The following is a 25,223-nucleotide window of genomic DNA, read 5'->3' on the forward strand; positions in this document are numbered from 1 at the left end:
TTTAGTTTCCAAAGCCAATTTTATTTGATTCATAACTTCGCTTTTTATCGCGAACAATTTTACAAAGCTCTTCGGTGATATAAACCGAATTACGTTTTTCTGGAGCAAGGAAGCGCAGCTTTCCGTTTAAGGCAGCAAAGTCTCCGGGTGTTACTTCTCCTGAGTTATAGATTTTCGAAACCTGATTTTCATCAAGCTCGAAGGAAGAAAAATAACTTTTACATAAGAGGCTAACGCCTTCTTTTGTAAGAGCCTTAAAGCCAACCTTAAAGTTGAAACGGCGGTCCACAGCCTTATCCAGAATGTCTGGTAGGTTAGTGCTGCAAAAAAGGATTCCAGGATATCGCTCAATCTCAATGAGAAAGGAGTTTACCTTTGAGTCTTCAAAATGATTTACAGAATCTCCTCTGTTATGAAGGAAAGAATCTGCTTCATCTACAAGAAGAATTGAATGCTCTTTTGCTGCCTCCTTAAAAAGTCTTGAGATATTCTGTTCCGTCTCTCCAACCCATTTGCTCAGGACCTCTGAAGGACGTACTATTTTCAACGGCTTATTCATTTTTTTAGACACTTCTTCTGCGTATGCTGTTTTTCCACCACCAGAAATACCGTACAGAAGAATCTTAATTCCACTTTCCTCATCGTACTGGCCATGCTGATATTCATCTGCATTTTTAAGGGCATCCGTGACTTCGTTTATAGGTTCCGAAGTATTAAGCGCCTCAAGGCAGTAGTGGGAATTTTTACGAAGCCTATCGTTCTTGTTGCCGTTACTGAATTTATTTCTGAGAAGCTCAAGGGCTTCTTCCTTAGTGAGCTTTTGAACAGACTTAAGAAGCTTAGAAACGGCACTCCACTGATCTGGCGGTATTGCAAGCGAATCACATTCCAGGGCAACATCAACCAGGAGATTTACAGGAAGCTCCTCCTGCAGATAAAATACTCCAAAACGTTCTGCATAGTTTTGCTTTTCCGGCAGCTTCAACTGCATGGTATAGAGAACATCAATTCCATTCTCAAGGAAGTGCTCCCTGTCTTTCTCCGTAAAGTTTTCCATAGAAAGAATCACCGGACATTTGACATTTTCTAAGATGGAAGAGTAGCTCTGTTTTTTATGAAAAATTTGTGCAAGCGGATTTTCTGATTCCTCCTGCAGCAGGAGTTTACATAAGTCTTTATTAATAAAAAGAGCATGATGATTAATCTCTAATGAAAGCACATAAATATAAAACTCCAGTTCAGCTTTGCTTGTACCCTTATACATCTGTGTAAACTCATAAATCCCATCAAAGCAATCGTGATAATAATCAGCTAAAAAGTATTCGTTTCTGTAATCACTGTCACTGCAGATAACCATAAAGCCTTTCAGCTTTCGCATTATTTCCAGCTCTTTCTGATTTAATCTGCCAGTTTCTTTGTAATCATAAATATCACAACACTTTGGAGGTAGAACCATCCAGCAAATGAAGGCCGGATTTTCATTCATAAAATATGAATAAACATAGCTGCTGATTTTCCAGGGAGCAGAAAAAAGTCCCAGCTGAATAAGCAAACTATTAATCTTTCGGGAATAGGCAAGCTCATCCTTTTTATTTATCTCGCAAATATGACAGAAAAGGTGAGCTTTATATTCATCATTCTTATACTCGGGAAAAAGCCAGCCCCATTCTTCATTTGCAATAGCCAGGACAAAGAGAACTCGTTCAGAGTAAGACAGTTCAAGTCCATTAAAGAAATCCTTAAAATATTCTTTATCAAGAATTGCTTTTAAGGGATTTGTATCCGGATATTCTTTTTCATTTTTCTTGTCTAAAAGGTAAAGGATAATTCCATATTTCTGATAGTCCTCTTCAAGATCCTTACTTAAAGAAGTAACTACCTCATCCAGATCAAAACCATCACCATGCTTTAAGCCTTCATATTTTTCATGCTCAGAAGTTTTTAGAACTGAAAGATAAATATCGCTCAAGGCAATTATTGAGTCGTGATCTAGAACTCCTATAATAAAGTCCTTTGCCAGTTCTTTTTTTTCAAGGTTAATCTGCTGATAGTTTTTAATGTAAATGTAGGATGATAAAGCTTTATCCTGAAAATTGAGACAAGCATTATCTGTTTCTTTTTTCATAAGACCACTGTATGAATTACTAACTTCCATTTCATCACCTCGCTTCTTCAAAATCTATGCTTCAAACAATAATGCAGGTTTTGGAGTTTGTAATTAAAGCAAGACTTGAATCAAGCCAGACTTTAAAAACGTCATTTTCAAGCAACGCTTTAATTACAAAGCAGAGAAAAGCTCTTACACTAGGGCCAACTCAGCAGTTGCTGGAAATAAAAAAAATCCCTGGAGGATGATATGAAAAAAATCATTTTAATTACAATTTCGTGTGCTGTTCTTGCAAGCAGTCTTTTTGCAAAATCAAATAGTCTTCTCGGAAATATCGAGAAGCTTTCTAATAGTCTGGATAAAACAGAAATCAAGGGAGTAGAGGGAACAATCCCAGAAGGAAAGACTCTTCGTGGTGGAGTAAGACTTCTTCTCGACATTAAGCCGGATGCAAGTGACACAAAAGTGAAGGCAATTCTGCCGGATATTCAGTCAATTGACCTTTTAAATGATGTTTACAAAATCCATATGAAGGTGATTTCTAAGATTGCAATTGGACATTCCTGCGAAGAATCCTGGGCCGCAATTTCAAAATCAGAAAATGGCTTTCTTGTAAAAATCGAAAAGTACAAGACCTATGCCTGTAATCCAGATGGTTCTTCTGTTGGAGACATTCGCGATATGAGTGCAAAGTATTTTGACAAGCTTGCACAGTGGTATGTAGATTCACTCATCGAGCTTTGTACAAAAACTTCTGAAGAAGACTTTGCAGCAGCAGATACAAGTATGCTTACAAACCTGCCATATTATTGTGATGTAGCTCGAACTGCGGCTAATAAACTGAAGTCAAAGAAATGGTATAACGAGCATCCTATTGAAGGTTTCCCAATCTCTGGAAAATATTATTTCTGGGGAATTGATGAAAGTAAAACACCGGGCTTTGCTTACGAGCTTAAGTTCTCTTTCTTTGATAAGAACTTAAAGGCATATTTTTTCTCAGTTTTGAGCAACAACGATTCCTATATTGATTTGAAAGAAGACACGGCTGTGAACATTAATGGTGTAATCCGTTCTGTATCCTATTCTGATTTTGGAAATGATTATAAAGTTTCAGATATTGTAATTGAAGAACGATAGGGGAGTGTGTAATCTGCCAGGGCCTCGTTCTTAGAACTGGGGCTCTGGTTTCACAAACCAAGTTACAAAAATTCAAGTTGCGCTTTAATTTAAAAATAATTATTGACATATGGCATGACATAGTCTATTCTGAAGATGTTAGCACAAGTTGCTTTCATGCCATATCTAGTTTAGATATAAGTCCGTGGTGGCAATACGGAGTTTTGAAAAGATTAATTTCTTTTATTTTTGCATTCAGTTTGAATGCAGAAGGTGTGGCGTTGCTATGCCTAAATCAAAACTCCAGAGGTATTGTATGAAACAGACTTTTGATTCTAAGCATTTTTTAAATCCAGTAATTCTTCCATCAGAAACAGCAAATAATATTTCCAATTATATCAAGGCCAGTAATCTTAAGATTAAAGACCTTCAAAATCTTTTTGGTTTTGAACAGCCTCAGGCTATTTATAACTGGCGTGCAGGAAAAGATTTACCAAGCATAGATAATCTTGTAAAACTTGCTCATTTTCTTAATACTACAGTAGACGAGCTTATTGCCGTTGATCTGCGTGAAAATGAAGCTGTATATGATGTGCCTGATGAATTCCAAATCCGATAATTAAGAGAGATTTTTATGACCATATATTTTTCATTAGAAGGTGTTCTCGTTGATCATAAGTTGCAATGGCTTGCCGGCTCAAAAGAGTTTTTTGAAGGAGTTTCAGACTTTACAAAAAGCATAAACTGGGATGTAAAAGTTCTTGCAAAGTATAACAAGAAGAAGCCCGAAAGCAAGCAGGAAATAATTGACTGGTGTCTCAAAAATCTGGGACTGTCAAAATCAAAAATTAAGCCAGTCCCAAATAATGAAGACAAGCTCAAATATGCTAATCCTGAAGCTTTTTTAATAGATCCTAAGATAGAAATTGTAAACGGCTTTATGTATTCAGGAGGCACTGCAATTTTGTTTGATGGCCTTGCTTCCGGGGTAAAGAAGATTCTGTTTTTAATTGAAGCCATAAAGGAACTTGAAGCCGAAGCAACGATGAATAATTGGTCAAAGAGTTTGCTGTATCCGCCTGCAGTTTTACAAGCTCGCTTAAAATATCTGTTTAGAGAAAATGGATTCGATTCTGTCCAAGTCCAATATGATGCATGTCGTTGTACTGCTTATGATGAAGCAGAGTCATATTTTGGTTTTTGGGGTGATCTTTTGCTTGGACTCGAAGGACAGATTTGTCTGGGGCGAAAATTTGATACAGTCACTGCTTTGTATTTTGAGCAGCAAGAATTTTTGAAAAATCCCTGGTCTGTCTATACCATTGAAACACAACCTTTGTCTACTCTTCCCAAAAAGACAGATTTTGGTAGTGAACTAGAAAAGAAACTTTATGAGTACTACATGAAAGAGAACAGCTCTTTTATTAAACATTATGATAAAAGTCTTTTTACAAAAATACAGAAAAATATAGTGAAAAATCAGAATCTAAAAAACTTCACGTATCTCCATTATTTTGAACAACTTTCTATTTTTATGTTTGTTTATATGAATCTTGTAGCAAATATGCTGCAAGAGGAACTGGCTGGGAAAGTTGATTGATGCTAAAATGTAATCAGCACCAGAAGAAGTTCAGAATAAAGAAGCTGAAGTTGAAGGCGGAGTGATTTCCTCATAATAGGGCAGTAAGGTGAGAATTATTCCCTCATAAAATAGTGTTTTGCAGGGAATAATTCGCTCATAAAATAGTGAAATATTGCAAAAATTCGCTCATGTTTTAGGAAAGAGGATGATAAATATAAGGTTTATTTCCGCGATACAGGCCTTTTAGTTGCAAATCTTGATGAAGAAGCCCAGGAAGATCTTCGTGCCAATAAGAATATGAATGTTTACAAGGGTGCTTTATACGAAAATGTAATTGCAGAAGCTCTCTGTAAGCAGGGATATGGACTGTTTTATTATAAAAAAAACAATTCGACCCTTGAACAGGATTTCTTTGTCCGAACTAAAAAGTCTCTGGTGCCGGTAGAAGTAAAATCTACAAATGGACGTGCAAAATCGCTTGTTACACTTATTAAGAGCGATTCATATCCTGATATTACGACTGGAATTAAATTGATCCATGGAAATGTTGGATTTGAAAACAATATTCATACCTTCCCATATTTCTGTGCATTCTTGTTAAAACGTTATTTAGCAGATGTAGAATGGTAGAATAATAGATTGGTAGACAGAATCTCTATTATAGACACTACATATAGCGTGAGATTATTTATGATACGCTATATGTAGTGTCTAATATCATATAATAATTTTGTGCTAATCGAGTTCTTTGAACAAATCATTTAAGACAACCTGATTTGTAACACGACTGCTGTACATGTTCTTTTTAACACCATATGTAGTAACAAATGTAAGCTGAATTGTTTTCTTTGTACCAGAAACGTCTATAAAGCGACTAATTTTTCTACGAAGATTTTGCTCGTAATCCTTATCAATAGTAAACTCATCCTGTGAGAACTTCATTTCGCAAATATTTACAACATGATCTCTTCGATCTATCAGCATGTCAATTTGAGCTCCATCATTTTCTTCATCTGCTTTTACAAACCATGCAGATTCATTTGAAAGAACTCCAGAAATACCTAATTTCTTTTTAATCTGCTGGATATGATCCTTACACATCTGTTCAAAGGTAAATCCTCTCCAGGCATTTGTTGAAGAATTATCATAGGAATTTGCCCAGAAGTTTTCATCGTGTCCGGCGTTTTCACGTAAGAACTTAAAATAAAATAATGTATAGTAATCACAAAGTTGGAATAATGTCTGCTTTTTCTTATTTCCATAAAATGGATATGAACGTACAAATCCAGAGTATACAAGATTATCAAGTATTCTTGAAAGTTTACCGTTTGCTGCGAGTTTTGTTTTTTCTGATATTTCTTGTCTTGAATATCCGATTCGCTTCGTTGATAACAGCTCAACTACTTTTATATAAGCTTCACTGTTCGAAAAAAGAGTATGATATAAGTGTTCAAACTCATCCCATAATTCCCCTTTTTTCTTAAAGAAGATATTGTCAATATTCTGGCTCACAGAGAACTTTGGTTTAAGAAGATTAAGATAAAAAGGTATTCCACCCATAACCATATAACATTCGGCTATATCATAAGGAGACCAATCTATATTCTTGGTTAAGAGGAACTCTCTTGTTTCATTTAGATTAAACGGTTCAAGGTAAATCCTGCTATTCTGCCTGTTGAATAACCCGCCTTTATTATGATCAATATTATCAACCATCCAAGATGTCGCGGAACCGCATACAATACATAATAAATGATTCTGTGCACAGCCCCAATCATTCCAGAACCATTCAAAAGCCGGTAAAAAATCAGATTTCTGTGTATCTAACCATGGAAGTTCATCAAAAAAAAGAACAGATTTCTTTGATATATTTTTTTGTTCTGTAAGAGATCTTTTCAATATATCAAAAGCATCAAACCAGCTTGTTTGTACTTTGATATTTAAATTAAAATAAAAATTGAGAGCTTTCGTAAAAGCTTCTAGCTGAATTTCCTTTGGTTTATCAAATATACCTGTAACCTTAAACGAAAAATTATCATCAAAGAATTGATTTATAAGAAATGTTTTTCCAACCCTTCTTCTTCCATATACTATAATAAGTTGAGAAGTTTTGGATTCTAAACTTTCTTGGAGTGTTTCACATTCTTTCTTTCGAGCAATTATATTTTCTAACATAATAATATTATACCATATTATTAGTAAAAGTAAATTATTTTAGGTCTTTATCTGCATTTTTTTTAAGATTTAGACCCAAAATATTAAAGTTCATATAAAAAGTATTTTTTTATTCAGTTTTATTCATATTATTGAGTTATCTACAAATCTTCTCGTAGAAATCTACTGCCTTCTGGATATCATCTTCGTTCGGGCGGCCTTTGTTTAATCCGCCAATCAGCTTGAATGGGCCAAAGGTATCATAGGCCAGACATGAGTATGTAGCTACAAGTGTAGAATCCTTAGACTGAATCAGGTCTTTGATTTCCTTAAGATAAGCTGCTGAACGATCAGAACCGCAGGTATAGATTACAAAGGTTTTCTTATGAGCTGGAAGATTATCTGTAATAAAGCTCAACAAGGCCTTGTGAAACTTGCTGTAGAAGATTCCGGATGCAAAGCCTATCAGATCATAAGATGCCAGGTTTTTAAGGATTGTTTTTGCAGCGTCTATCAGCTCGACTTCGGGATGCTTTTCTGCTATTGCTTTCACAAGCTTTTCGGTGTTCTTATGGTGTACGCTGGCATAAACTATTGCTGTTTTCATAGAAAAACCTCCCTTTTTATTATATAAAGTATAGAAAAGTAGACACTTTCGCAATTTTTCTAATAAAATTTTCACTATTCTTGCGATTCTGTCTACCAAATCCCTCGTTATTTCCTGTATATTACCCTCTTTTATCTATTTAATCAAATCTAGGCACCGCAAAAGCCCATCCTGTGTTCCTGGCGGCTTTCCAGGCGTTCGGTATTACACATTTTTACCAGTTCATCATAACAAGGTTTCTCCCCTTTTATAATTTCATTCATCTGGCATTTGCGTACAATATTGTCTATTTCTCCACCTGAAAAATCAAACTGACCTGCAAGACGTTCTGCATCATGATTTTTGAGTTCCGGCAGTTTACTGAGCCAGATATTTGTACGTGCAGCGAGGCTTGGCTTATCGTATTTAATCTTGAACAAAAAGCGGCGTTCAAAGGCTGCATCCATGTTCTCACAGAGGTTTGTTGTTGCAATCATAATACCTTCCAGCTTTTCTAACTCTTCCAGAAGAATGTTCTGAATTGCGTTTTCTGTCTGTGCACAGTTTCCAGCGCTTACATCTTTTCGTTTAGAAATAAGGGCATCGGCCTCGTTGAAAAGTAGAATTGGAGTATTCTCCTTGTGTTTTTTGCACTCGTGGCAAAGTCTGGTATAATCTGTAAAAATCTTTTTAATGCGTTTCTCGCTCTCTCCAAACCACATAGATTTAGCTTCAGAAATATCTACATGCAGAACTTTTCTGTTTGTCTTTTTTGCAAGCTGATATACGGTTTCTGTTTTACCTGTTCCCGGAGCTCCATAGAGCAAAACTGCAATTCCTTTTGGAAGAGCCTTCTGCTCCAAACGTGCCTGCATTGATTCAAGTTTCTTTTGATCAAAGCTTTCTGTAAGCATATCTATCTGCTGCTGCACTTCATCTGAATAAAAAAGAGTCTTTTCCTTTAGTTTATCGGGCATAATGACATTCTTTGAGGCAGATGTCTTCTTATATAAGTCAGCATTATTTCCATAGAGTAAATCAATGGTCTTGTCCCCTAGCCCAATTTCTGTCTGCTCAATAACGTCGTTCTTTTCTATTTCCAGAAAGCCCTGTGTAAGAAGCGGATGCTTTTCATCCAGGAACATGCGAAGCTGTGAGAAATATCTGTCATCATGACTATAAAGATCATTCAAGGTACTGCAAAGGCTGGATTTGTGTCCTGATAAAAAGTCATTTGTACAGTCGTATAAAAAGAATCTGTTATTAGCATTTTTGATTGCACTCTGAATATTCTTAAAGAAAGATAGTTCCTGATTTTCTTCTTCCTCTTTTCTGAGTTGTTCAAGTTTGCGATTCTTCGATGTTCCGGTGCTTTCATAAATATCTGAGAGCATCGACAGAGCTGTAATCGTTTTATCGAGTTCTGTTTCACTTTTTGTTTCATCCAGATAAAGCTTGGCTTCAGGACCAAATAACTTTTTGATTCCATTTGCTGTTAATTTGAAAGATCTGTTCAAGAGCTTTTTGCCATGGAAATACTCATCTGTTTCGAGGTATGCAGCTTTAATATAGTCATTTATGATCAAAACATCATTTCGATCAATTGTCATTCCCTTCTTTCTGGAAATACGTTTGCCAGGCGCAAGAAGCATAAAAGCTTCTGTTTCGCAATATCCGTATCTTCTATGTGGTGCACAGGCCTCTGCTCCATTGATCAATGCAACACTGAAATAATATAGAAAGCTGCGAGAATCAAAATCGTTTGAGAATTGCTTTAAGGCATTTTGAATGAACTTATTTCTTCCATATTTTTTTTCAAGAGTGAGAATCTGGCGTTTGTATTCGAAATAATCCATAACGCCGCCTTCCATGTAATAATTTTGAACTTCCTGAATTTCGCCAAGGACTCTTTCGGTGGTCTCATCACCCCTTTCCAATTTTAAGATTGGCTCTCCATCAATCACATTATTCATAACGGTTCCGTTTATCTGGTAGCCGTTGTTTTCCGGATGTGGACTTACGTTCTTCTTATTCATCATAGAAATGAGGCCCATCTCTTCGAGGCTGCTGATGTTCTTGCGGTATTCAAGGATGTATAAGAATGAATAATCGAGAAACTCTGCGATGTCGTGCAGACTCACAGGCTGCTCTCTCTGATTCTGCAAAACAAAAATCACCGAGAAAAATATAGCTGTAATCTCATCGGTTCCAAGGTATTCACAAATTGCGGCCAACTCTGTTTTTGTCTTATTAAGAGCTTCTTCTTCCAGCTTGCTGCCTTCCAGGGTTTCTGTGAGGTAAATAATCTTTCCCAAAATAGTGTCTTTGTTGTGTCTCATCATAATTCATTCTCCTCTTCTGCTTTTCTCTTACAGCTTAAATATACACAAGCGGAATATCATTTAGTGATAGCGTCCTGCGCGAGAGCGCAGTTTTATATAAATTTCCTATCGCTAAACGCCGCTTAGCGGCGTATAGTTGGAATTTAGTTATCTATTTTTTTTAACAAATATTCCTTCCCCTGCTTCTCACAAAAATCAATAACTGATTTTGTACCTTCCGATTCTCCATCCCAAAAGATAAGAACATAATCTGCAGCAAGAACCATTTCTTTGTTGCGTACAATTCCGGCTCCCTTGCCATATTTTGCCCAGTCTGGCTTATGCTGTTCTATTGGAAGTTTACGGAATCTGCCCCACTCTTCTGCAATTGAATCCACACCTTTTGCGCCACCGGAAATGAGAATGAGATCTGGATGTGCTGCGTAGATCTTCTCCAGTTCATCAAAAATTATTTTCAGGTTCCTGATACTGCGTGATCCACTTATCATAAGTTTGAACGGTGTTTTGTTATTTGTCTGTTCTTCCATAAATACCACTCCTTCTAAAATCTGTTTTCAATAAAATATTAAAAGAAGGAAATATCATTTAGTGAGAATTGGAAAAATTTAATTCTCTTTTTTCCACATTTCGTAATATTGATTTCGCAAACCGTTTTCTAATTCCCATGTCTGTGGTTTGTGATACATACGGCAGCGATAACGCATTCTGGCTGAGCCTGAATATTTGTGAGCATTCACCAAATATACATAGGCTTCTTCATTTAATTTTGATGGAGTCTTCCATGAATATTTTTGAAAGAAACGCTTTGAAAGATCTGTGAAAGAATATTGAAACTGTAAATCAGGATTATATATCTTAAAAAATGACTGCAGAGAAGTTGGATCATTTATTCTAGGTTTTTGTTGAACGCTTGGTTCAAAAGCTTTGTTCTTTGCATTCCATTTTAGCAGTTTAATATCCAGGAAAAATAAATCTTTATCCATTGAATACTGCTTTTGAATATAAATAAAAGTCTTAATTTTACGTGTTCCAAAAAAATATTCTGCATCTTCTAATGTCAGATTCATAAAACAATAAATAATATTATTCTCTTTTGTGTGAATTTCTTCAAAAGCAAGGCCACCCCTTTTACATGAGGTTTCAAATTCTGTTTTATAATCTTCCGAAACATTATTCAAAATTCCAATAGCACAAGAAAGACACATATTGCTGTTGTCATCACCTACGAGAATTTCTTTTGGAGTTTTTGTAATACTTTGAAACGTCTTGCATTCAACTTTACTTTCAATCTTGATCTTATAAGGATTTTTTATAAACTCCATAAAGAATGATGGATCTTCTATAAAAGCTTTGTGATAAATACGAAGTTGAGCTAATACAATTATATTGCCACGTTTCCCATTGGGATTCTGCGGTAAATCGCGGTAAAAACTTTCTGCATCATTTGATGCCATAACACCTTTTTCTATTTCGGAGTTCTTATCCTCTTTATAGAATTGAATGAAAGTGCTTAAACAGGATGAATCAACTGTACATTTCAATCCAGATTTCTTAGCTTGTAATTCACATAAAGACTTTATAGACGCAGCTGCAATTTCACCATTTCTGTAATTAACAAAAATCTTTTTTCTCAGAGTACGTTTCTTCTCTATAAGACTTGCTGTATCAATCGCCAGATAATCTTGAATCCATTCTAATGCAGATTGCCATTCATAATAGAAAAATTGCTTTGTATGAAAATGAAGTTGTGATACTGCGATACTTCCTGTATCTTTCCCAATTTCCACATTAATCTGACTTGGTTTTATAGAGATATAATAATAGTCGCCTTGAGACAGAAAAGAACATACCAAATTATTCGAATGTGCAATCTCTCTTATTTCTTTACGTATTTTAAGAACAGCAGCTTCTGAAGTAATATTTGTGTCCACAATTTTATCCTTCTGCTTTTCTAGAAAACTTTCATTTTGAGATTCCCAGAAATCTTTGTCTAAGTCTTTAATTGCTTTTTTCAATTCAACTTCAGGCTTTTCTTCATCACGCCAAAAATGATAATTCCTATATGCTCTTTTCATTGCTTGAATATTCATAATAATCTCCTTTTAGCCAGTACAACGCCCCGGCAAGTTGGAATAAATCCGGCGGTATTTGATTGATGATCATCAATCATTTTTATTACTATAGTTTTTCTCTATCCATTCTTTTGCACTCTCACTACCAAGTTCAGCTGCTTTTTTCATTAACGCGTATACAGGCTCGTATGATTTCTCTACTCCTATGCCGTCATAATAATAGCAGGCTAATAGCTGATAGGCAGAGGCATCGTTGAATTCTTCTGCCAGGATTTTTGTACACAGAAAGGCTTGTTTTTTATCTTCATCCTTTTCTGAGTGCTCCAGATTATAAATCATATACCAGGCAGCATCAGACTGACAGTATTTGATCAAATCTGTATAAATCAGCTTTCTTGAGTGAAAGAAGTCTCCATCACCTATATCAGCAAAAGGTGCGGCCAAATCCTTGTAGAAATCCGCTGGCATTAAATCACCTTCTTTCACCTTTTCTTTAAGCTGCGTAACAAGGGCTTCATCTTCTATGCAAACTTCAGCGAAAGATTTGATTTTAGCCAGATTCTTGTCTGTCCATTCTGCAGCGTTATTATCTTTATAATCCTTTGCTTCATAGATAAACATTACAGAGGGCTCATCATACCAATTTTCGAACCAGAACAAGCCAACAGCAGAAGTCTTTGAATAGATAACTACATCACACTTCATTTTAGTCACCTATCGAAACGAATTATCTTTCGTGTTTTCCGTGTGGACTGTATGAGCAGGAACCAGTTGAAGTTGATCCACAGAACTTACACTTCTTTCCGTCGCTGCCATGCATATGTTTACCGAACGGACTGTAAGAACAAGAGCCATAAGATGATGAACCGCAGAATGCACATTGGCCTGAATCTGTAATATGTTCATGCTTTCCATGAGGGCTGTACGAGCAGCTTCCAAATGATGATGAACCACAAGATTTACACTTTGACATAAAGACCTCCTTCAGTCTGATTTTTTATCAGCTGATACTAAAAGGATAGCAAACGGATATATCATTTAATGATAATACAAATAAAAAAAATGAAATTTTGAATTATTCAAAATACTCTTTTTTATATGGGACTTCCTTGCAATCGAAATTCCATTTTCCTTTAATTCTTGGATTATTAATAAATTCTATAAAAACTGCTGGATTACGCTGAAATTCCTTGTATGTAATTCCTGCATTATACATCTTTCGATTCTTAGAATTTTGTAAACAATTAGGTTCATCAGCTTTCTGAAAGAACATTTCAAATGCTAGTTGATTATATCGATAATAGCATATTATCCCTTTTTCCTGATAAAGATTCTTCAATAATGATATTATTGAAGATGAGGCTATTTCATAGGTTTTCTTATTAACATTAAGTTCATCCAGCCAATGTTCCTTATGCTTTTTATTTATTTTCTTATTCACATATATCAACATCTCGACATATTCAGTAATTAAGTTTTTATCCTTTAAGTCCAAGTAATGAAATATACATTTATTGCCAACAAGAATTTTATGCTTCCTCTTGAGATAATAGATTCTAACCGGTATATCTAATAAGATTTTAGGATCATCTTTCTTTTCAGCTACTCTGTGAAGCGAATAACATTCGTTGAGACGGATATAATCGATTACAAGATTATTTCTTTTAGCTATTGTCTCAAGTGTTTTATACAAATCCTTAAATTTTCTTTTTCTGAGAAATAATTGCAGATAGTCATGTTTATTATTCTTGGCTTTTCTATATTCATTTTTCTTATTACGAAAGAATGCATAGGCTTCTTTCGTATAAAACTTTTTTTCACTTCCATACATATTGTATTGCATAGCGGTTTGTAATTGTTTACCGTAGGTTCTATATTTCTCCTTTTGTTCAAATAAAAATGCATCATTTAAATGCAAGGCATCTGATACTTCAGTGCCTGCTTCCTGTATGGAAAAGAATCTTTGATACAATACTTGTGTTTTACTGTTAACTAATCGAGTACATAAATTTAAATCAAAAATCACATGCTTAAAAAAAGGAAACAGTTCGCCCTTATAATTAAATAATAATATAGGAGGCTTATTTTTTTCTGAATAACAATAAAAACCTAGAAGTTGCTTTTTATGATAGTCCTCTAAAATAAAATTGCATTTTCGACCAATTGCATTAAGAATTTCATATTCTGTCATTTATATATGCCTCTGATTGCTTTCATAATGGCAGAGTGTTTTATCATTTAATGATAAAATTCTGAAATAATGCAAATAACTTGTTTTTTTCAATTTTTGGTGTTAATTTAAAGTAAATAATTCAGGAGGTGCTTATGTCTGATGCTGTTTTTTATGAAATGCTCTCGCAAATAGATGATTTTTCTTTGATGCAAAAGAAATCTCTTTTAAAAGCATTAAAACGTTCTCTTAATCCTTTCAGCAGAAAAACTCGTTCAAAAGATATGCACCTCACCGAAAGTCTCATTGGCATTGCCGGCGATAAAGATTATACAATCGAGCAAATAAAAGAGGAAAGACTGTCTGCTTTATGAGAGTATTCTATGATTCTAATGTTGTGCTTGATCTTCTTCTAAACAGACAACAATTTGTTGCAGATTCTTCAGCCGCGTTAAAATTATCTGAGACAAAAGTTGTTAAGGGCTATATTTCTGTTGTTTCCATTACAGATCTTTTTTATCTGATTAGGCAAAATCTAAAAGATGTAAATCAATCTATCCAGAAAATCCAGACTCTCATGGAAATTGTTTCGATTGCAAAAGCAGATAAAAAAGTTGCAAAGGCCGCTTTGAATTCTGGATGGCATGATTTTGAAGATGCTGTTCAGTACTATGTTGCCAGAAAGGCCCATTGCAAATGTATTGTCACAAGAAATAAAAAAGACTATAAGCAATCTACTATTCCTGTATACACGCCAACAGAATTCTTAAAATTGTTTTAATCAGAGAAACTTCTACACCTCTTTTTTTCCTACTCCACAACCTCAGTAATCTTAACTCCGAAACTCTCGTCCATAACTAAGATTTCTCCATAGGCGATTACCTTATTGTCTTTGATGACTTTTGCAGGTTCATTCCACCATTCTCGCAGTTCAAGGATTCGACCTTCGCCAAACTTTTCTTCTGCTTCTGTGCTGCAGCCACCAAAAATGATTTTTGTATTATAGAAAGTTTCTTCTTCTGGAGTTTCTACATTTTCTGTTACACGAACGCCCCTGTTATCATCAATTATAACTCCCTCGCCCAATGCAACGTGCTTTCCATTTTTGTAAATATCTAATGGGTCTCCTGCCAGCTTATTTAATTCGAAAATCATATTCTTTTTGATTTTGAAATTATCTTCCAGGCGGAAACGGCCCACTTCGATAATTGTATTTGGCTCCGGATATGTAAGCGGAATAATAATCTCTCCTTTCTTCTGGAAGAAATTTCGCTCAGAGAAAAAGCCGTTTTCTCTAAGAGCTTTCACTAAATCTTCAGTAAGAAACAGATTCATTTGTTTCTCTACATTATTCAGGCTCACCTCAAATACAACAAGAATACCCATCTCTGAAAAAGAATTATGCTTAATTAAAAATTGTGGATTATTAACAAATTCCTGCTCGGTAATTTCAGGCAACTCTTTGCCAGCAGTATTCGAAAATTCTTTATATAAGATTTCTTCAATGGGCTTGTATATATCTCTTGTAAAGAGATTCTTTTCCAGACCATTTAAATCACTAGCCTTCTCAAGGTGTGCTCCCATAAAGCCATCAAAAAAGACTTCCCTGTCCAATTCAAAAATTCCTTCGCTATCCATCCATGAAAAATTCATACAAGGAGTTGGCATTGGAATGCTTCTGAGGAATTCCTCGCAGGTAAGTTGATCAACACTCGCAACATGGAACTTTGGGAAGATTTCATACTTAGAGGCAAACAGTTTTGTAAGTTCCCGGGCAATAGTTTCTGAGACATTTGAGATTTCTCTAAGCTCTTCTTTTGAAAATCTGTCTGGTCGCTTAAAATCATAAATCTTGATTTTTTTTACACTCTCCTTTGGAGTTGACTCCACATCACCTGAAGCAATTGCTTCCAACAGAGTATCTATTTCTTCTTTACTTAATACTTTACCCATAACGTTACTCCTTCAAAAAATCATCAATCTGATTTCTCCAACCTATGTTGTTGAGATTCATTCCCCAACCTAGGGTATCTTTTACTGTGAGAAAATTACCGAAGCATTTTCCCATACCGCCGGCGACGCAGTTTTTGAGTTGAGTACAACATAAGATGTTGTTGTGATCGTAACACTGAACGGAAGTCTGGCCGCCGTAAAATCTGATTCGAACAGCACCGCGTTTAAGAACGGCCAGCACCAGATTGTCTCTCTGCACACTTGGTTCCGGGCAGAAAGTTGAATCTGCTGCCAGACCGTTCTTTACGCATAATGCTTCTTTTTCTTTCTGACTAAAACCGAGCAAATCAGGATGATTCAGAAAGAAGTTTACGTGGGTTGTTTTGACGTTGTAAAATATTCCGTCTTTATACCACATTGCGTCTGATGCCATATCCATAGCCTCCTGCATTTTCGTTTTCCATAAAAAACAATAGAGGATCAATGTCCAGGGCTTCCGCAAGAGCACAAATTCCCTGAAGGGAAAGATGCTCACCTGCTTTCAGACGATTTATAGTAGCAATAGACAGATTTGTTATATTGCTGAGATATTCAGCGGTAAAACCTGTTCTTGCAATATAATATTTTACATTTGCCGAAACAACGTCCTGTACTCTGAATTCAAGGAATTCAGAATAAGTTACATTTCTCGCTTTCATAAGATTCTCCTTTTAGCCGGTACAAAGCCCCGGCAAGTTGGAATAAATCCGGCTTCGATTTACAAGCTTAAGGCCTAGGATCCGTTAATACTTGTTTCAATAAGTTCTTTCTTTTTCTGCGAAAGAACTTCCAACTGATTCTTGAGCTGTTCCTGCTCAGACTCGATTTTGCTATACTTTTTTACTAATTCCTGCTGTACAGCCAGAGGCGGAACTGGAATAAGAAGATTATTAAGGAACTCTGCGCTGATAGTCCTTAAGGCCGTACCAACACTAAACTCCTTAAAAATCGTTCTTGCACTTTCTGATTCCAATAGAAGCTTAAAGAATACCGGTAATATTAAACTTGTATTTGGACGGATTACATACAAATTACTTGCGGGTAAAATCTTTTGCGCATCAAGATTTGATACAACCGCAACTTTTATATTGTCTGTAATTGCCAGTACCAGAAGAATGTCATCATTCTTTAATATTAGAGAAAGATCTTTTTCGGAAATCTCGCTCATATGCTGCAGATTCTTGCAAATACGGTTTTCCTGAATGTCCTTAGATGAGAAGTAATAAAAATCTGTATCCTCTTCTGTAAGCAGAGTATCGAGTACATTTGCTTTATACTGAACGCCGCGGTAAATCTTCTGTGTTACAAGGTCAGAAAGTTTCTTGTACTCAACAGATTCATCTGCGTAAGGCAGCTTTGCTTCCAGGAGGAAAGTATTTGGAAGAAGACAATATCCGTCTTTTCCAATCTTCTCAACTTTGATATCTACAGCATTGTGATTTTTCTTTTTAGACATTTCGTAAATAGCTTCTACATGCTCATCCATAAGGCAGCTTCCGCCATGACGTGATTTTCCATGAACTGAACTTGCATTTACGAATCTTACCTTGTCGTTGTTGTGGCTCAAAATCAAAAGAGCAACAGGAACATTTGTATTTACCAGAACTGAATCCGGCAGAGTAATTACTGCTTCGAGATATCTGTTCTTTACAAGATACTCGCGGAAGCTTGCCAGATTCTCTCTGAAAAGCAGGCCAGGTAAGATTGCAATAACAGCTTTTCCAGTCTCACTAAGTAAGTCTAGAGCTTTAAGGATAAAGGCAACTTCACCCTGTGTTGCAAAATCCTGTCCATTGATATTTTTTGACAAGACATAATCTTTGATATGCGGTGCTTCAATTCTCTGGTTGAATGAAGGGAAAGAAAAAAGTTTTTCAACAAACTTAAATTTTTCGAATGTGAAAACATCTTCATTCCAAACTTGAATATCCTGTTCGTTGATAGCAGCAAGAATGTTTGCAAAAACATAAACCGATTCATCAATTTCTATACCTGCTGCAGTTGTAACGCCGTAATTCTTCTTTGCATTGATAAGGAATGAGGAAATGCCAGAACCCAGATCAAGAAGTGTATCTGTTTTTTTAAGCTCAAGAAATTTTGCACTTAAATCATTCATCTGCTGAGGGAAATAAGTTGCATCGGTTCCGTCGTGGCTGTACAAAGTGCGGTTTTCAATTTTATGATTAATATATTCAATCATATCTTCCGGAGTAACTTTTTCAAAAGTTTCCAGAGTGCACTTCAAATAGCCCCTATTATTTTTTTCAAAGCAAGCTTTTATGAAAGATGGAGCTTTGCTTTGATCAAGGATTTCTGAAACGCTGAAGCTTACGTTAACAGAGGCTTTTTTTGCATAGTATGCAGTAAGTACTAAGAGTAAGTCAGAAACTTTGTCTCCAATGCGGAAATTAAACTTCTCTAATGCCTTGTCTACAAAATGGTGTTTAGCGAATGACATATATCCTCCAAAGCTTTCTTGATAAGCGTTTATCAAGTCTTCTTGATTATAATATACATCATAAAATCCTGCTTGTAAAGGAAATTCCTTGATAAACGTTTATCAAAATGACGAATTTCAGCAAATTTCTTTGAATTTCTCTGCAAATTCCGTGTTATAATATCTTTATGGCAAAAGAAGATAAGGATGATAACACCAGACAGTCGGGAAAAGAGATTCTCCGCCTCTTTCAGCTGGATGCTTTGTTTCAGGAAGACAAATATTATTCAATGGACGACCTCACCAAACGCCTTGAGGTTTCTGTTGCAACCTTAAACCGCGATATCCGACGCCTGCGTGATAACTATCATGCTCCTCTTGAATACAGCCGTGAGTATGATGGATACCACTACTCCAGCCATCTTTATAAGTTCCCTGCCATTTTTGTAACCGAAGAAGAAATGCCAGCCTACGGAATGGTAATGAAACTGTTTGAAATGTTTCAGGATACTCCGCTTTACGCTCCTCTTTTGAATATCTGCGAGAGCTTTGAATCGCCTGTAAAATCAGAAATGATTGATGTAAATCAGGTGAACTTTAAGAACTCTCATCTGCGCGAAAAGCAGTGGTTCGAAACCCGCATTGTAATGGCAAAGCGAGTTGTAGACAGCGTTGATGACACAGCCTGGGAAATCATTCTTTCTGCCCTTAAAGATAATTTTATGCTCGAGTTTGATTACGACTCGATTCACAATAATATGGCATCTTCTGGCCGCACTATTGAGCCATGGCAGCTGATTTATGATCGCGAGCAGTGGTACCTTACCGGCATGGTTAGTAAGTGGGACAATCCGAACGAAAAAGTACGCAGAACATTTGTTGTTCCAAGAATGAAAAATCTCCGCCTGGTAAAAACTCATTTTTCTCTCCCTTCCGAAGAAGAATGGATGCACGAAAAAAAGACGCTGGGAATCTTTGGTATTCAGACAAATGATGAAAAGAAACTCTGCGAATTCATCTTCCAGGGCTCGGCACTGTATTATTCAACTGCAGACTTCGGGGAAGACAAAACTGTAAAAGAATACAAAGGAAAGCTTCCTCACAAAGACGGGGCCCTCCATGTAAGCTTTACAAGCAACCAGTGGCCCGGCATCCTCCGCGACTTCTTCCCCTTCGGCGAAGACATCATCCCTCTAGCCCCAGAAGAACTCGTAACCGAATGAAAAAAGAAAGTCCAGGCAATGACAAAGTATTTGTAAGTTATTATTTTTCTTCCTCTTCCAGAAATTTATCTTCCTTTGAATCAAATTGGAAATATTTACATCTGCCTAATCCATACTCACTGCAACAAATCTCAAGCTCATATCGATTGGAACAAATACCCTTCTTCTCCGTTATATTCTGAAGTTGCAATACAATATCTGAATATGTATATACGAAACCTGTTTTTTGAACTAGAATTTCATTATCAATATTACCACCGAATATATCCCTAATATTCTCATAACAGAAATAATCAGTAATGATGGAAATATCTAACTCCACTGCCAGCATTTTCAATTTCTTAATAATATTCATTATTCGATTCTTTTGACTACCAAATTCTTTCTCAATTGGAATTGTATTCAAAGAATCAATGTAAATAACCCTTAAATCATACCGTTCAACAGATTCCCGAATAATATTGCATAATTCATCAAAAGAGAATGAACATACTCTTGGAATAACAACATTTGAAGTAAAAATAGTTTCTATTGCTTTCTGAATATTTTTAACTTCCTGTTCATTCATCATTCCTGTAACCATCTTAGAAACTGGAATCAACGTTTCTCGGTATAACATAGCCAAACCAAATTGCTGTTCATTCATAGTATAAGAAACAAACCCAAAACGACTCTTATCTTTTGTTATAATATTGTGAAGTAATTGCATTACAAAACAATTTTTGTAATAACATAAATTCGAACAAATAGTAATTAAGTTTCCTTTTTGAAATCCATGAGTAATCGCATCAATAGTTGGAAAACCAGACTTAACTCCGCTTATAGAATTAGAATCTTTATATCGTTTTTCAATATAATCAGCTAACTTCATCGCCAATTCTTGTGCTGTTACATCAGTATGATCACACATACAAAACCTCCTATAGTCTTTGAGTTTTGTATTTAGGGAGTTTAGCAGAGAAGTCTATCATTTAGTGAGATTTAGCTAAGAAATTTATCTATCATTTCTAAACTATTTATTGATTCTTTAATGAGTTCGGGCGCTTTCACGTAATTATCATCTTTGATTTCTATTTCCACCTTAGCTCCGTTTTCTTTTTGTATTTTAAGGATGAAAGAGGTTTTTAGATTAAGTAACTGCCATTTATAACCTAATGGTTCTAACAGTTTTTTCGAATATGCTTCAATTAGAGATTTTGCCATAGTATAAAGACGTATCTTTTTTTGATTTTCTAAACGCATTTGATTTAGAATATACAAGTCTATTATCAAATTATCTTTTATCTTTTCACAGACTTGAAAAATGGCTTTTATATCTTTTATATGTTCGTATCCTCCACATGCGTGATTAGAGTCGCAAATGTAAAAAACTAATTCTGCCTCAGACAAATTAGTTTTCCCAGCAACGCCAGAAATAACAATCATGATTTCATCTTGAAGTGGAATTTCTATTTGCCAGCAAAGATCAGATTCTATTCTGACTTTTTCATATTGCTGTTTTAACTCTCTATATAGATAATCTTCAATACACTCAGGTGACACATCTCTCAATTCTTTATAGTCTTCTTCTTTTGCTCTTAAATTATAAATTTCCTCAAAATATTCATGAATCAGCTTATGCCAATAATTCCATGTAAAATTAAAATCCAGCATCATTTTATTTTGCCTTTCTTTCCTCTTTCATCTTCTTTACATCACTCTCCCACTCTTCTTTGCGTTTCTGCATTGTTGTGTAGAGGAGAGATTTTTCGTCTGCGTAAGACTTCTTGATGTACTCCTGGACGATTTCCAGAAGATTGTCCGGCATTTCAGTTTGTTCCAATATAGTCTCCGCATTTTCTGTAAACCAGAATATTTCATAGTTCTTATCATCAATTTGATCATTTGTATTAGTTTGTACTTTAATCCACTCTGTCAAACCAAGCTCAAAAGAAACGCCATAAGTGATATTAATGATGTTAACCGGAAGGCCTGTTTCTGCTTTTAAAAGCCGTACTGGAGGTCTTTCAGGAGGATAAACAAAACTTCTCTGCACATCCTGCCATTTCATATTTTCAATTATTTCTGGAAGATTTTCTGGATTAATCATTGCTTATTCCTCCTGTTTCGTTTCTTCAGGGCATCAATAAATTCCATGCTGTCAATTTCATCTTTGTAATGCCGTTTTATGATGTCATGATTTTTGCGGACAAAGATTTTCAGCTGCTCAATCTGTTCGTCTAAAAGGTTGCATTTCTCACGGCCTTCAAGAATTTCCGGCTTGCTGCTGATTGTCATACAAAGAGGACGGATTTTGTTTTTATTGTAAAACCGAATAACTTTCTTATAGATGACCTGCCCATGTTCATCCACCACAGGCTCCAGAGGCCAGAATGGAAGACAACCGCAGGAACATTTCACCGGCACCCCTGGTACATCTCTCGGATGAACTGTTGTCGAAAAGAAACCGTATTCTTCATAGAAATATATCTGTTCAATCACCACGAAAAAATGAATCAGCATTCTTTTGAAATCTTCTGCATACAGCAGCTTCTTATCCACAAACCGTGCATACTTCTGGAGAGCAATTTTAATTTCCCAATAAGGCTTTAAAGGCCTGTAAAACTTTTCAATAATCGCAAAAGAATTAAAAAGCTCCCGCAATGATTTTGCAGATGGATAATAAGCCTCCGCAGACATTCCTTTTATAATGCCTGCAGTTAGTTTCTTGAGTTCATAAATAAATCTCTTTGCAAGTTTATCTTTTGATTCGTGTTTGTGTGACAATTGCATCCTCCATCATTGAAGTGTTTTTATCTTACCTAATGCGAATATCATTTTATGATATAGTTGAAACTTAATTAGAAGGAGTTTCCGTTCCCAATTCCGTAAAAGTCAGATTTATTATGTCGATAATTAGTTTTCCACGTGCTTCACAAAATTCTGGGAAGTTTTCTTCAGTCCAGAGTTCTTCGTTTTCAGGTATTACTGCTTTCTCACTATAAATTTTACGATTTGCTATACAAAAATTCATCCATTCAGAAAATCTTAGACACTCTTTTATTCTTAAATGCTGCGAATCGAAGATTCCTAAATTTCGTATATTGTTAATAGCCTCATCAGAATAATTATATTGCCTCAAAAAAAATGGAGACATTAAATGTCCTACAACTTCTATATGTTCTTTCAAGGTTGACCTTCTATCGGATAGTAAAAACAAAACAAATTCTTTATCAAACTTATCCAAATCATCAACTGTAAAAACAGAATAGTTTTGTAATTTATGTTCTTCAAAAATTTCTAATAAATCTTCGATTGGAGATGGTACATCCTTTATGTTTCTGAACTTACCGAAAAGAAGAGAATGATATAACCAGGTTTCAAATAAAACAAATTCCTTATGATTATTTTTCCAATAATATTCAAACTCAGAAATTTCAACTTGTTTATGAAAGAGATGATATGCAATACTTATTAGTGGTCTGATTGATTCTTTTGGATTGTCATAATAGGCATGCAGTTTTGCATCAAGAATAAAATTAAAGACTGTACATATGACTTCCCGTATTTTTTTTTGATTTGTAATAACAAAATCTGCATCTGCTTTATCAAAAGAAGAAATCTTCTTTGTAGGTGTATCTTTAAGAGCATATACAAGTCTTAGAATATTTCTCAATTCAGAACCCAAAAATGAATATTGAAGATCATTTAGGCATTGAATCATGCGAGGATCTATATCAAAAATTCTTCTGAGCGTTTCTGTTTTCATCTGATATCATTCCGTTTATCAGATTTCTTAGCGACACCCAGAATCTTCAATGAATACAACAGTTTCTGAAAATCTTTGTCCAAGCCAAATCTCTTTATTACTTTTTACTGTAATCTTTCCTGTTGGCATGGCCACACTGCCCTCTTCTTCTTCATCATAGTATTCCACTACAATGTCAGTATCATCTGAAAGATTTGCTGTCAATTTTCTAAAATCGCCTAATTTCATAATTGGTTCTCCTTAAGTTTTGATAAGGAGAGTATGACATAGGCGAATATCATTTAGTGATATTGCTACCTTACGTTTTTTCTTAAAGCTCACACATACCAGCAATGCGCTTCTCTTTAACAAGCTTCATGATGTTATCAATTTCTTTGCATTGATTTTCATAATACTCTGAGCCTTTTGTATAGCATGAAATTGGTGTAATGGACTGATGAATATCTTCAACTTCAATAAAATAAACGCGACCTTTCTTTAAATAGACATAACCAGTTTTTCCATTAGTTTCAGATTCAAAAACATGTATATCATGAGTAAGGGCAAAGCCATTGTATTCTTTGCCTTCAAGCATAAGATATGGAACCCCTCCCCTCAGATAGAAAAGTGCATTTCCGACGATTCGAGACTGTTCTCCATCGAACCTTGCCGATACCTGAAGTTCTTCTTCACTATTTTTAACGCACCAGGCAGATTGCTCATATAAAGGTTTACTAACATAAGCTATTGAACCATCTTTCAAAAACTTGACGTCACCATCTGGATGTATATGTATTCCATTGTAAACTATTTCACTTCCTACAGAAGTGTAATTGTCTCCCGTTAATAATTCGTATCCAAAAGGTTCCTCGGAATATGAAAGGTTTATACATTTTCCTTCAAAGAAGTCTGTCTTCTCTCCGTCAATCAGAATATATTTTTCCGGTAAATTATTTATGATTGCCCGGCCTTTTCTGTCATAAAAGAGTTGGCAATGAATTGGTTCCCAGCCTAAGAACGGGCCATACTCTTTTCCATCCAAATTGTAATAGAAATGTTTATCGCCTTTTGATTTGTAATAAACAAACTGAAAATGCGATTCATCTTTGTATGCTGTTCTTTGAATCTGATGATACGGCCCTAGTTTCTCTGAAGGTGTTACGAACCAGTCAAGATGCTCTTTGTTGTTACGAAGCACATGTTCTTTTTCATCATATTCTTCGTCAGGAGTTATTTCGGCTATTTCCTCACACATTTTATTTAAGAGAGCCATGGTCTCTTCCCATGTTGGAATTTTTTTCTTGCCGCAATTCTTGCCGCCTATGAAAATATACTCTTCGCCGTTAATTACACCTTCCCAGGCAAAAGTCTTGTAACTTTTACCTTTCAAGTCTGCAATATCTGGATTATCACTTTTTCCAACCTTTTCATACGGCCCATAAACTTTCTTGTTGCAGTTCACATAATACTTAACGAGGTTGTTTTTTCTGATTTCATAAAAGAATGCGAAAGTATCATCCTTAAAGTAAAAGAACTCAAGGATTGCGGTAGCATTTGTTCTACATAATTTCTTTGACTCCTTCATAACCTTACCTCCGTTTATGCCTTGAGTTTATTTGAATTGAATATCATTTAGTGATACTCAAGCAAAACTCTTTTTCCTCGTATTACAGACATCTTACTGCTCGTCTATATCATTAAATGATACTAAGCAA

At 35.4% G+C, this 25,223-nt stretch carries 28 protein-coding genes; 8 read left to right on the forward strand and 20 right to left on the reverse strand.

The genetic code is table 11. The features are described 5' to 3' along the window. Nucleotide 1: 1 nt before the first annotated feature. The gene (locus G626_RS17380) at nt 2–2,155 is read right to left on the reverse strand and encodes an ATP-binding protein (RefSeq protein WP_022932112.1); all 2,154 of its coding nucleotides are present in this window, start codon (nt 2,153–2,155) and stop codon (nt 2–4) included. A gap of 26 nt (nt 2,156–2,181) precedes the next feature. Between G626_RS17380 and G626_RS18045 the strand changes: the two genes are divergently transcribed. From G626_RS18045 to G626_RS0107215, 5 genes are all read left to right on the forward strand, one after another. Further along, nucleotides 2,182–2,355: a hypothetical protein gene (locus G626_RS18045; RefSeq protein WP_022932113.1), complete on the forward strand. Its 174-nt coding sequence runs from the start codon at nt 2,182–2,184 to the stop codon at nt 2,353–2,355. Nucleotide 2,356: 1 nt separating this feature from the next. Then, a complete protein-coding gene (locus tag G626_RS0107200; RefSeq protein WP_022932114.1) occupies nt 2,357–3,244 on the forward strand; it encodes a hypothetical protein in 888 nt (295 codons plus the stop codon). Nucleotides 3,245–3,539: 295 nt separating this feature from the next. After that, nucleotides 3,540–3,842: a helix-turn-helix domain-containing protein gene (locus tag G626_RS15745; protein ID WP_022932115.1), complete on the forward strand. Its 303-nt coding sequence runs from the start codon at nt 3,540–3,542 to the stop codon at nt 3,840–3,842. A gap of 15 nt (nt 3,843–3,857) precedes the next feature. Beyond that, the gene (locus G626_RS0107210) at nt 3,858–4,823 is read left to right on the forward strand and encodes a hypothetical protein (RefSeq protein WP_022932116.1); all 966 of its coding nucleotides are present in this window, start codon (nt 3,858–3,860) and stop codon (nt 4,821–4,823) included. 162 nt (nt 4,824–4,985) lie between these two features. Next, nucleotides 4,986–5,435, forward strand: a complete 450-nt coding sequence (locus G626_RS0107215; protein WP_231365109.1) for a DUF4143 domain-containing protein — start codon at nt 4,986–4,988, stop codon at nt 5,433–5,435. Between the two features lie 105 nt (nt 5,436–5,540). Here the strand turns inward: G626_RS0107215 and G626_RS0107220 are convergent, their stop codons facing one another. From G626_RS0107220 to G626_RS0107255, 8 genes are all read right to left on the reverse strand, one after another. Next, nucleotides 5,541–6,980: an AAA family ATPase gene (locus G626_RS0107220; protein WP_022932118.1), complete on the reverse strand. Its 1,440-nt coding sequence runs from the start codon at nt 6,978–6,980 to the stop codon at nt 5,541–5,543. A gap of 136 nt (nt 6,981–7,116) precedes the next feature. Further along, nucleotides 7,117–7,566, reverse strand: coding sequence for a flavodoxin family protein (locus tag G626_RS0107225; protein ID WP_022932119.1), 450 nt, complete (start codon nt 7,564–7,566; stop codon nt 7,117–7,119). Between the two features lie 149 nt (nt 7,567–7,715). Further along, nucleotides 7,716–9,887 carry an ATP-binding protein gene (locus G626_RS17385; protein ID WP_022932120.1) on the reverse strand — a complete coding sequence of 724 codons (2,172 nt, stop codon included), beginning with the start codon at nt 9,885–9,887 and terminating at the stop codon, nt 7,716–7,718. A gap of 143 nt (nt 9,888–10,030) precedes the next feature. Further along, entirely contained in the window at nt 10,031–10,414 is a 384-nt protein-coding gene (locus tag G626_RS15755) for a DUF2493 domain-containing protein (protein WP_022932121.1), read from the reverse strand. 78 nt (nt 10,415–10,492) lie between these two features. Then, nucleotides 10,493–11,977 carry a hypothetical protein gene (locus tag G626_RS0107240; protein WP_022932122.1) on the reverse strand — a complete coding sequence of 495 codons (1,485 nt, stop codon included), beginning with the start codon at nt 11,975–11,977 and terminating at the stop codon, nt 10,493–10,495. Between the two features lie 72 nt (nt 11,978–12,049). After that, nucleotides 12,050–12,664, reverse strand: coding sequence for an SEL1-like repeat protein (locus G626_RS0107245; protein ID WP_022932123.1), 615 nt, complete (start codon nt 12,662–12,664; stop codon nt 12,050–12,052). Between the two features lie 22 nt (nt 12,665–12,686). Further along, a complete protein-coding gene (locus G626_RS0107250) occupies nt 12,687–12,932 on the reverse strand; it encodes a hypothetical protein (RefSeq protein WP_156003244.1) in 246 nt (81 codons plus the stop codon). Between the two features lie 102 nt (nt 12,933–13,034). After that, nucleotides 13,035–14,150 (reverse strand): hypothetical protein, encoded by a 1,116-nt coding sequence (locus G626_RS0107255; RefSeq protein ID WP_022932125.1) that lies wholly within the window; start codon nt 14,148–14,150, stop codon nt 13,035–13,037. Nucleotides 14,151–14,284: 134 nt separating this feature from the next. Here G626_RS0107255 and G626_RS0107260 point away from each other — a divergent pair, with 134 nt between their 5' ends. Continuing rightward, entirely contained in the window at nt 14,285–14,503 is a 219-nt protein-coding gene (locus tag G626_RS0107260; protein ID WP_022932126.1) for a hypothetical protein, read from the forward strand. Further along, nucleotides 14,500–14,910: a PIN domain-containing protein gene (locus G626_RS0107265; protein ID WP_027727032.1), complete on the forward strand. Its 411-nt coding sequence runs from the start codon at nt 14,500–14,502 to the stop codon at nt 14,908–14,910. Before G626_RS0107260 ends, G626_RS0107265 begins: the two co-directional genes overlap by 4 nt. Nucleotides 14,911–14,939: 29 nt before the next feature. Here the strand turns inward: G626_RS0107265 and G626_RS0107270 are convergent, their stop codons facing one another. The 4 genes from G626_RS0107270 to G626_RS0107285 form a co-directional block, all read right to left on the reverse strand. Continuing rightward, the gene (locus tag G626_RS0107270; protein WP_022932127.1) at nt 14,940–16,082 is read right to left on the reverse strand and encodes a FliM/FliN family flagellar motor switch protein; all 1,143 of its coding nucleotides are present in this window, start codon (nt 16,080–16,082) and stop codon (nt 14,940–14,942) included. A 4-nt stretch (nt 16,083–16,086) separates the two neighbouring features. Then, complete coding sequence (locus G626_RS0107275; RefSeq protein ID WP_156003247.1) at nt 16,087–16,515, reverse strand: hypothetical protein; 429 nt, start codon at nt 16,513–16,515, stop codon at nt 16,087–16,089. Beyond that, nucleotides 16,490–16,780, reverse strand: coding sequence for a hypothetical protein (locus G626_RS0107280; protein ID WP_022932129.1), 291 nt, complete (start codon nt 16,778–16,780; stop codon nt 16,490–16,492). Before G626_RS0107280 ends, G626_RS0107275 begins: the two co-directional genes overlap by 26 nt. A gap of 74 nt (nt 16,781–16,854) precedes the next feature. Further along, nucleotides 16,855–18,579 carry an N-6 DNA methylase gene (locus G626_RS0107285; RefSeq protein ID WP_022932130.1) on the reverse strand — a complete coding sequence of 575 codons (1,725 nt, stop codon included), beginning with the start codon at nt 18,577–18,579 and terminating at the stop codon, nt 16,855–16,857. A 167-nt stretch (nt 18,580–18,746) separates the two neighbouring features. Here G626_RS0107285 and G626_RS0107290 point away from each other — a divergent pair, with 167 nt between their 5' ends. Then, the gene (locus G626_RS0107290; protein WP_022932131.1) at nt 18,747–19,781 is read left to right on the forward strand and encodes a helix-turn-helix transcriptional regulator; all 1,035 of its coding nucleotides are present in this window, start codon (nt 18,747–18,749) and stop codon (nt 19,779–19,781) included. A 40-nt stretch (nt 19,782–19,821) separates the two neighbouring features. Here G626_RS0107290 and G626_RS0107295 read toward each other — a convergent pair whose 3' ends face one another. The 7 genes from G626_RS0107295 to G626_RS0107325 all read right to left on the reverse strand — a co-directional run bounded on the left by G626_RS0107295 (nt 19,822) and on the right by G626_RS0107325 (nt 25,093). Beyond that, the gene (locus G626_RS0107295; protein ID WP_022932132.1) at nt 19,822–20,691 is read right to left on the reverse strand and encodes a DnaB-like helicase C-terminal domain-containing protein; all 870 of its coding nucleotides are present in this window, start codon (nt 20,689–20,691) and stop codon (nt 19,822–19,824) included. Nucleotides 20,692–20,762: 71 nt separating this feature from the next. Then, a complete protein-coding gene (locus G626_RS0107300; RefSeq protein ID WP_022932133.1) occupies nt 20,763–21,434 on the reverse strand; it encodes a hypothetical protein in 672 nt (223 codons plus the stop codon). A gap of 4 nt (nt 21,435–21,438) precedes the next feature. After that, a complete protein-coding gene (locus G626_RS0107305; RefSeq protein WP_022932134.1) occupies nt 21,439–21,870 on the reverse strand; it encodes a hypothetical protein in 432 nt (143 codons plus the stop codon). Beyond that, nucleotides 21,867–22,547: a hypothetical protein gene (locus G626_RS0107310; RefSeq protein ID WP_022932135.1), complete on the reverse strand. Its 681-nt coding sequence runs from the start codon at nt 22,545–22,547 to the stop codon at nt 21,867–21,869. The genes G626_RS0107305 and G626_RS0107310 overlap by 4 nt, the downstream gene beginning before the upstream one ends. A 70-nt stretch (nt 22,548–22,617) precedes the next feature. Beyond that, entirely contained in the window at nt 22,618–23,529 is a 912-nt protein-coding gene (locus G626_RS0107315) for a hypothetical protein (RefSeq protein WP_022932136.1), read from the reverse strand. Nucleotides 23,530–23,556: 27 nt separating this feature from the next. Beyond that, nucleotides 23,557–23,757, reverse strand: coding sequence for a hypothetical protein (locus G626_RS0107320; protein WP_022932137.1), 201 nt, complete (start codon nt 23,755–23,757; stop codon nt 23,557–23,559). Between the two features lie 82 nt (nt 23,758–23,839). Further along, nucleotides 23,840–25,093, reverse strand: coding sequence for a hypothetical protein (locus G626_RS0107325; protein WP_022932138.1), 1,254 nt, complete (start codon nt 25,091–25,093; stop codon nt 23,840–23,842). Between the last annotated feature and the right edge of the window lie 130 nt (nt 25,094–25,223).

Source organism: Treponema bryantii NK4A124 (assembly GCF_000421345.1).
Classification (GTDB): Bacteria; Spirochaetota; Spirochaetia; order Treponematales; family Treponemataceae; genus Treponema_D; species Treponema_D bryantii_B.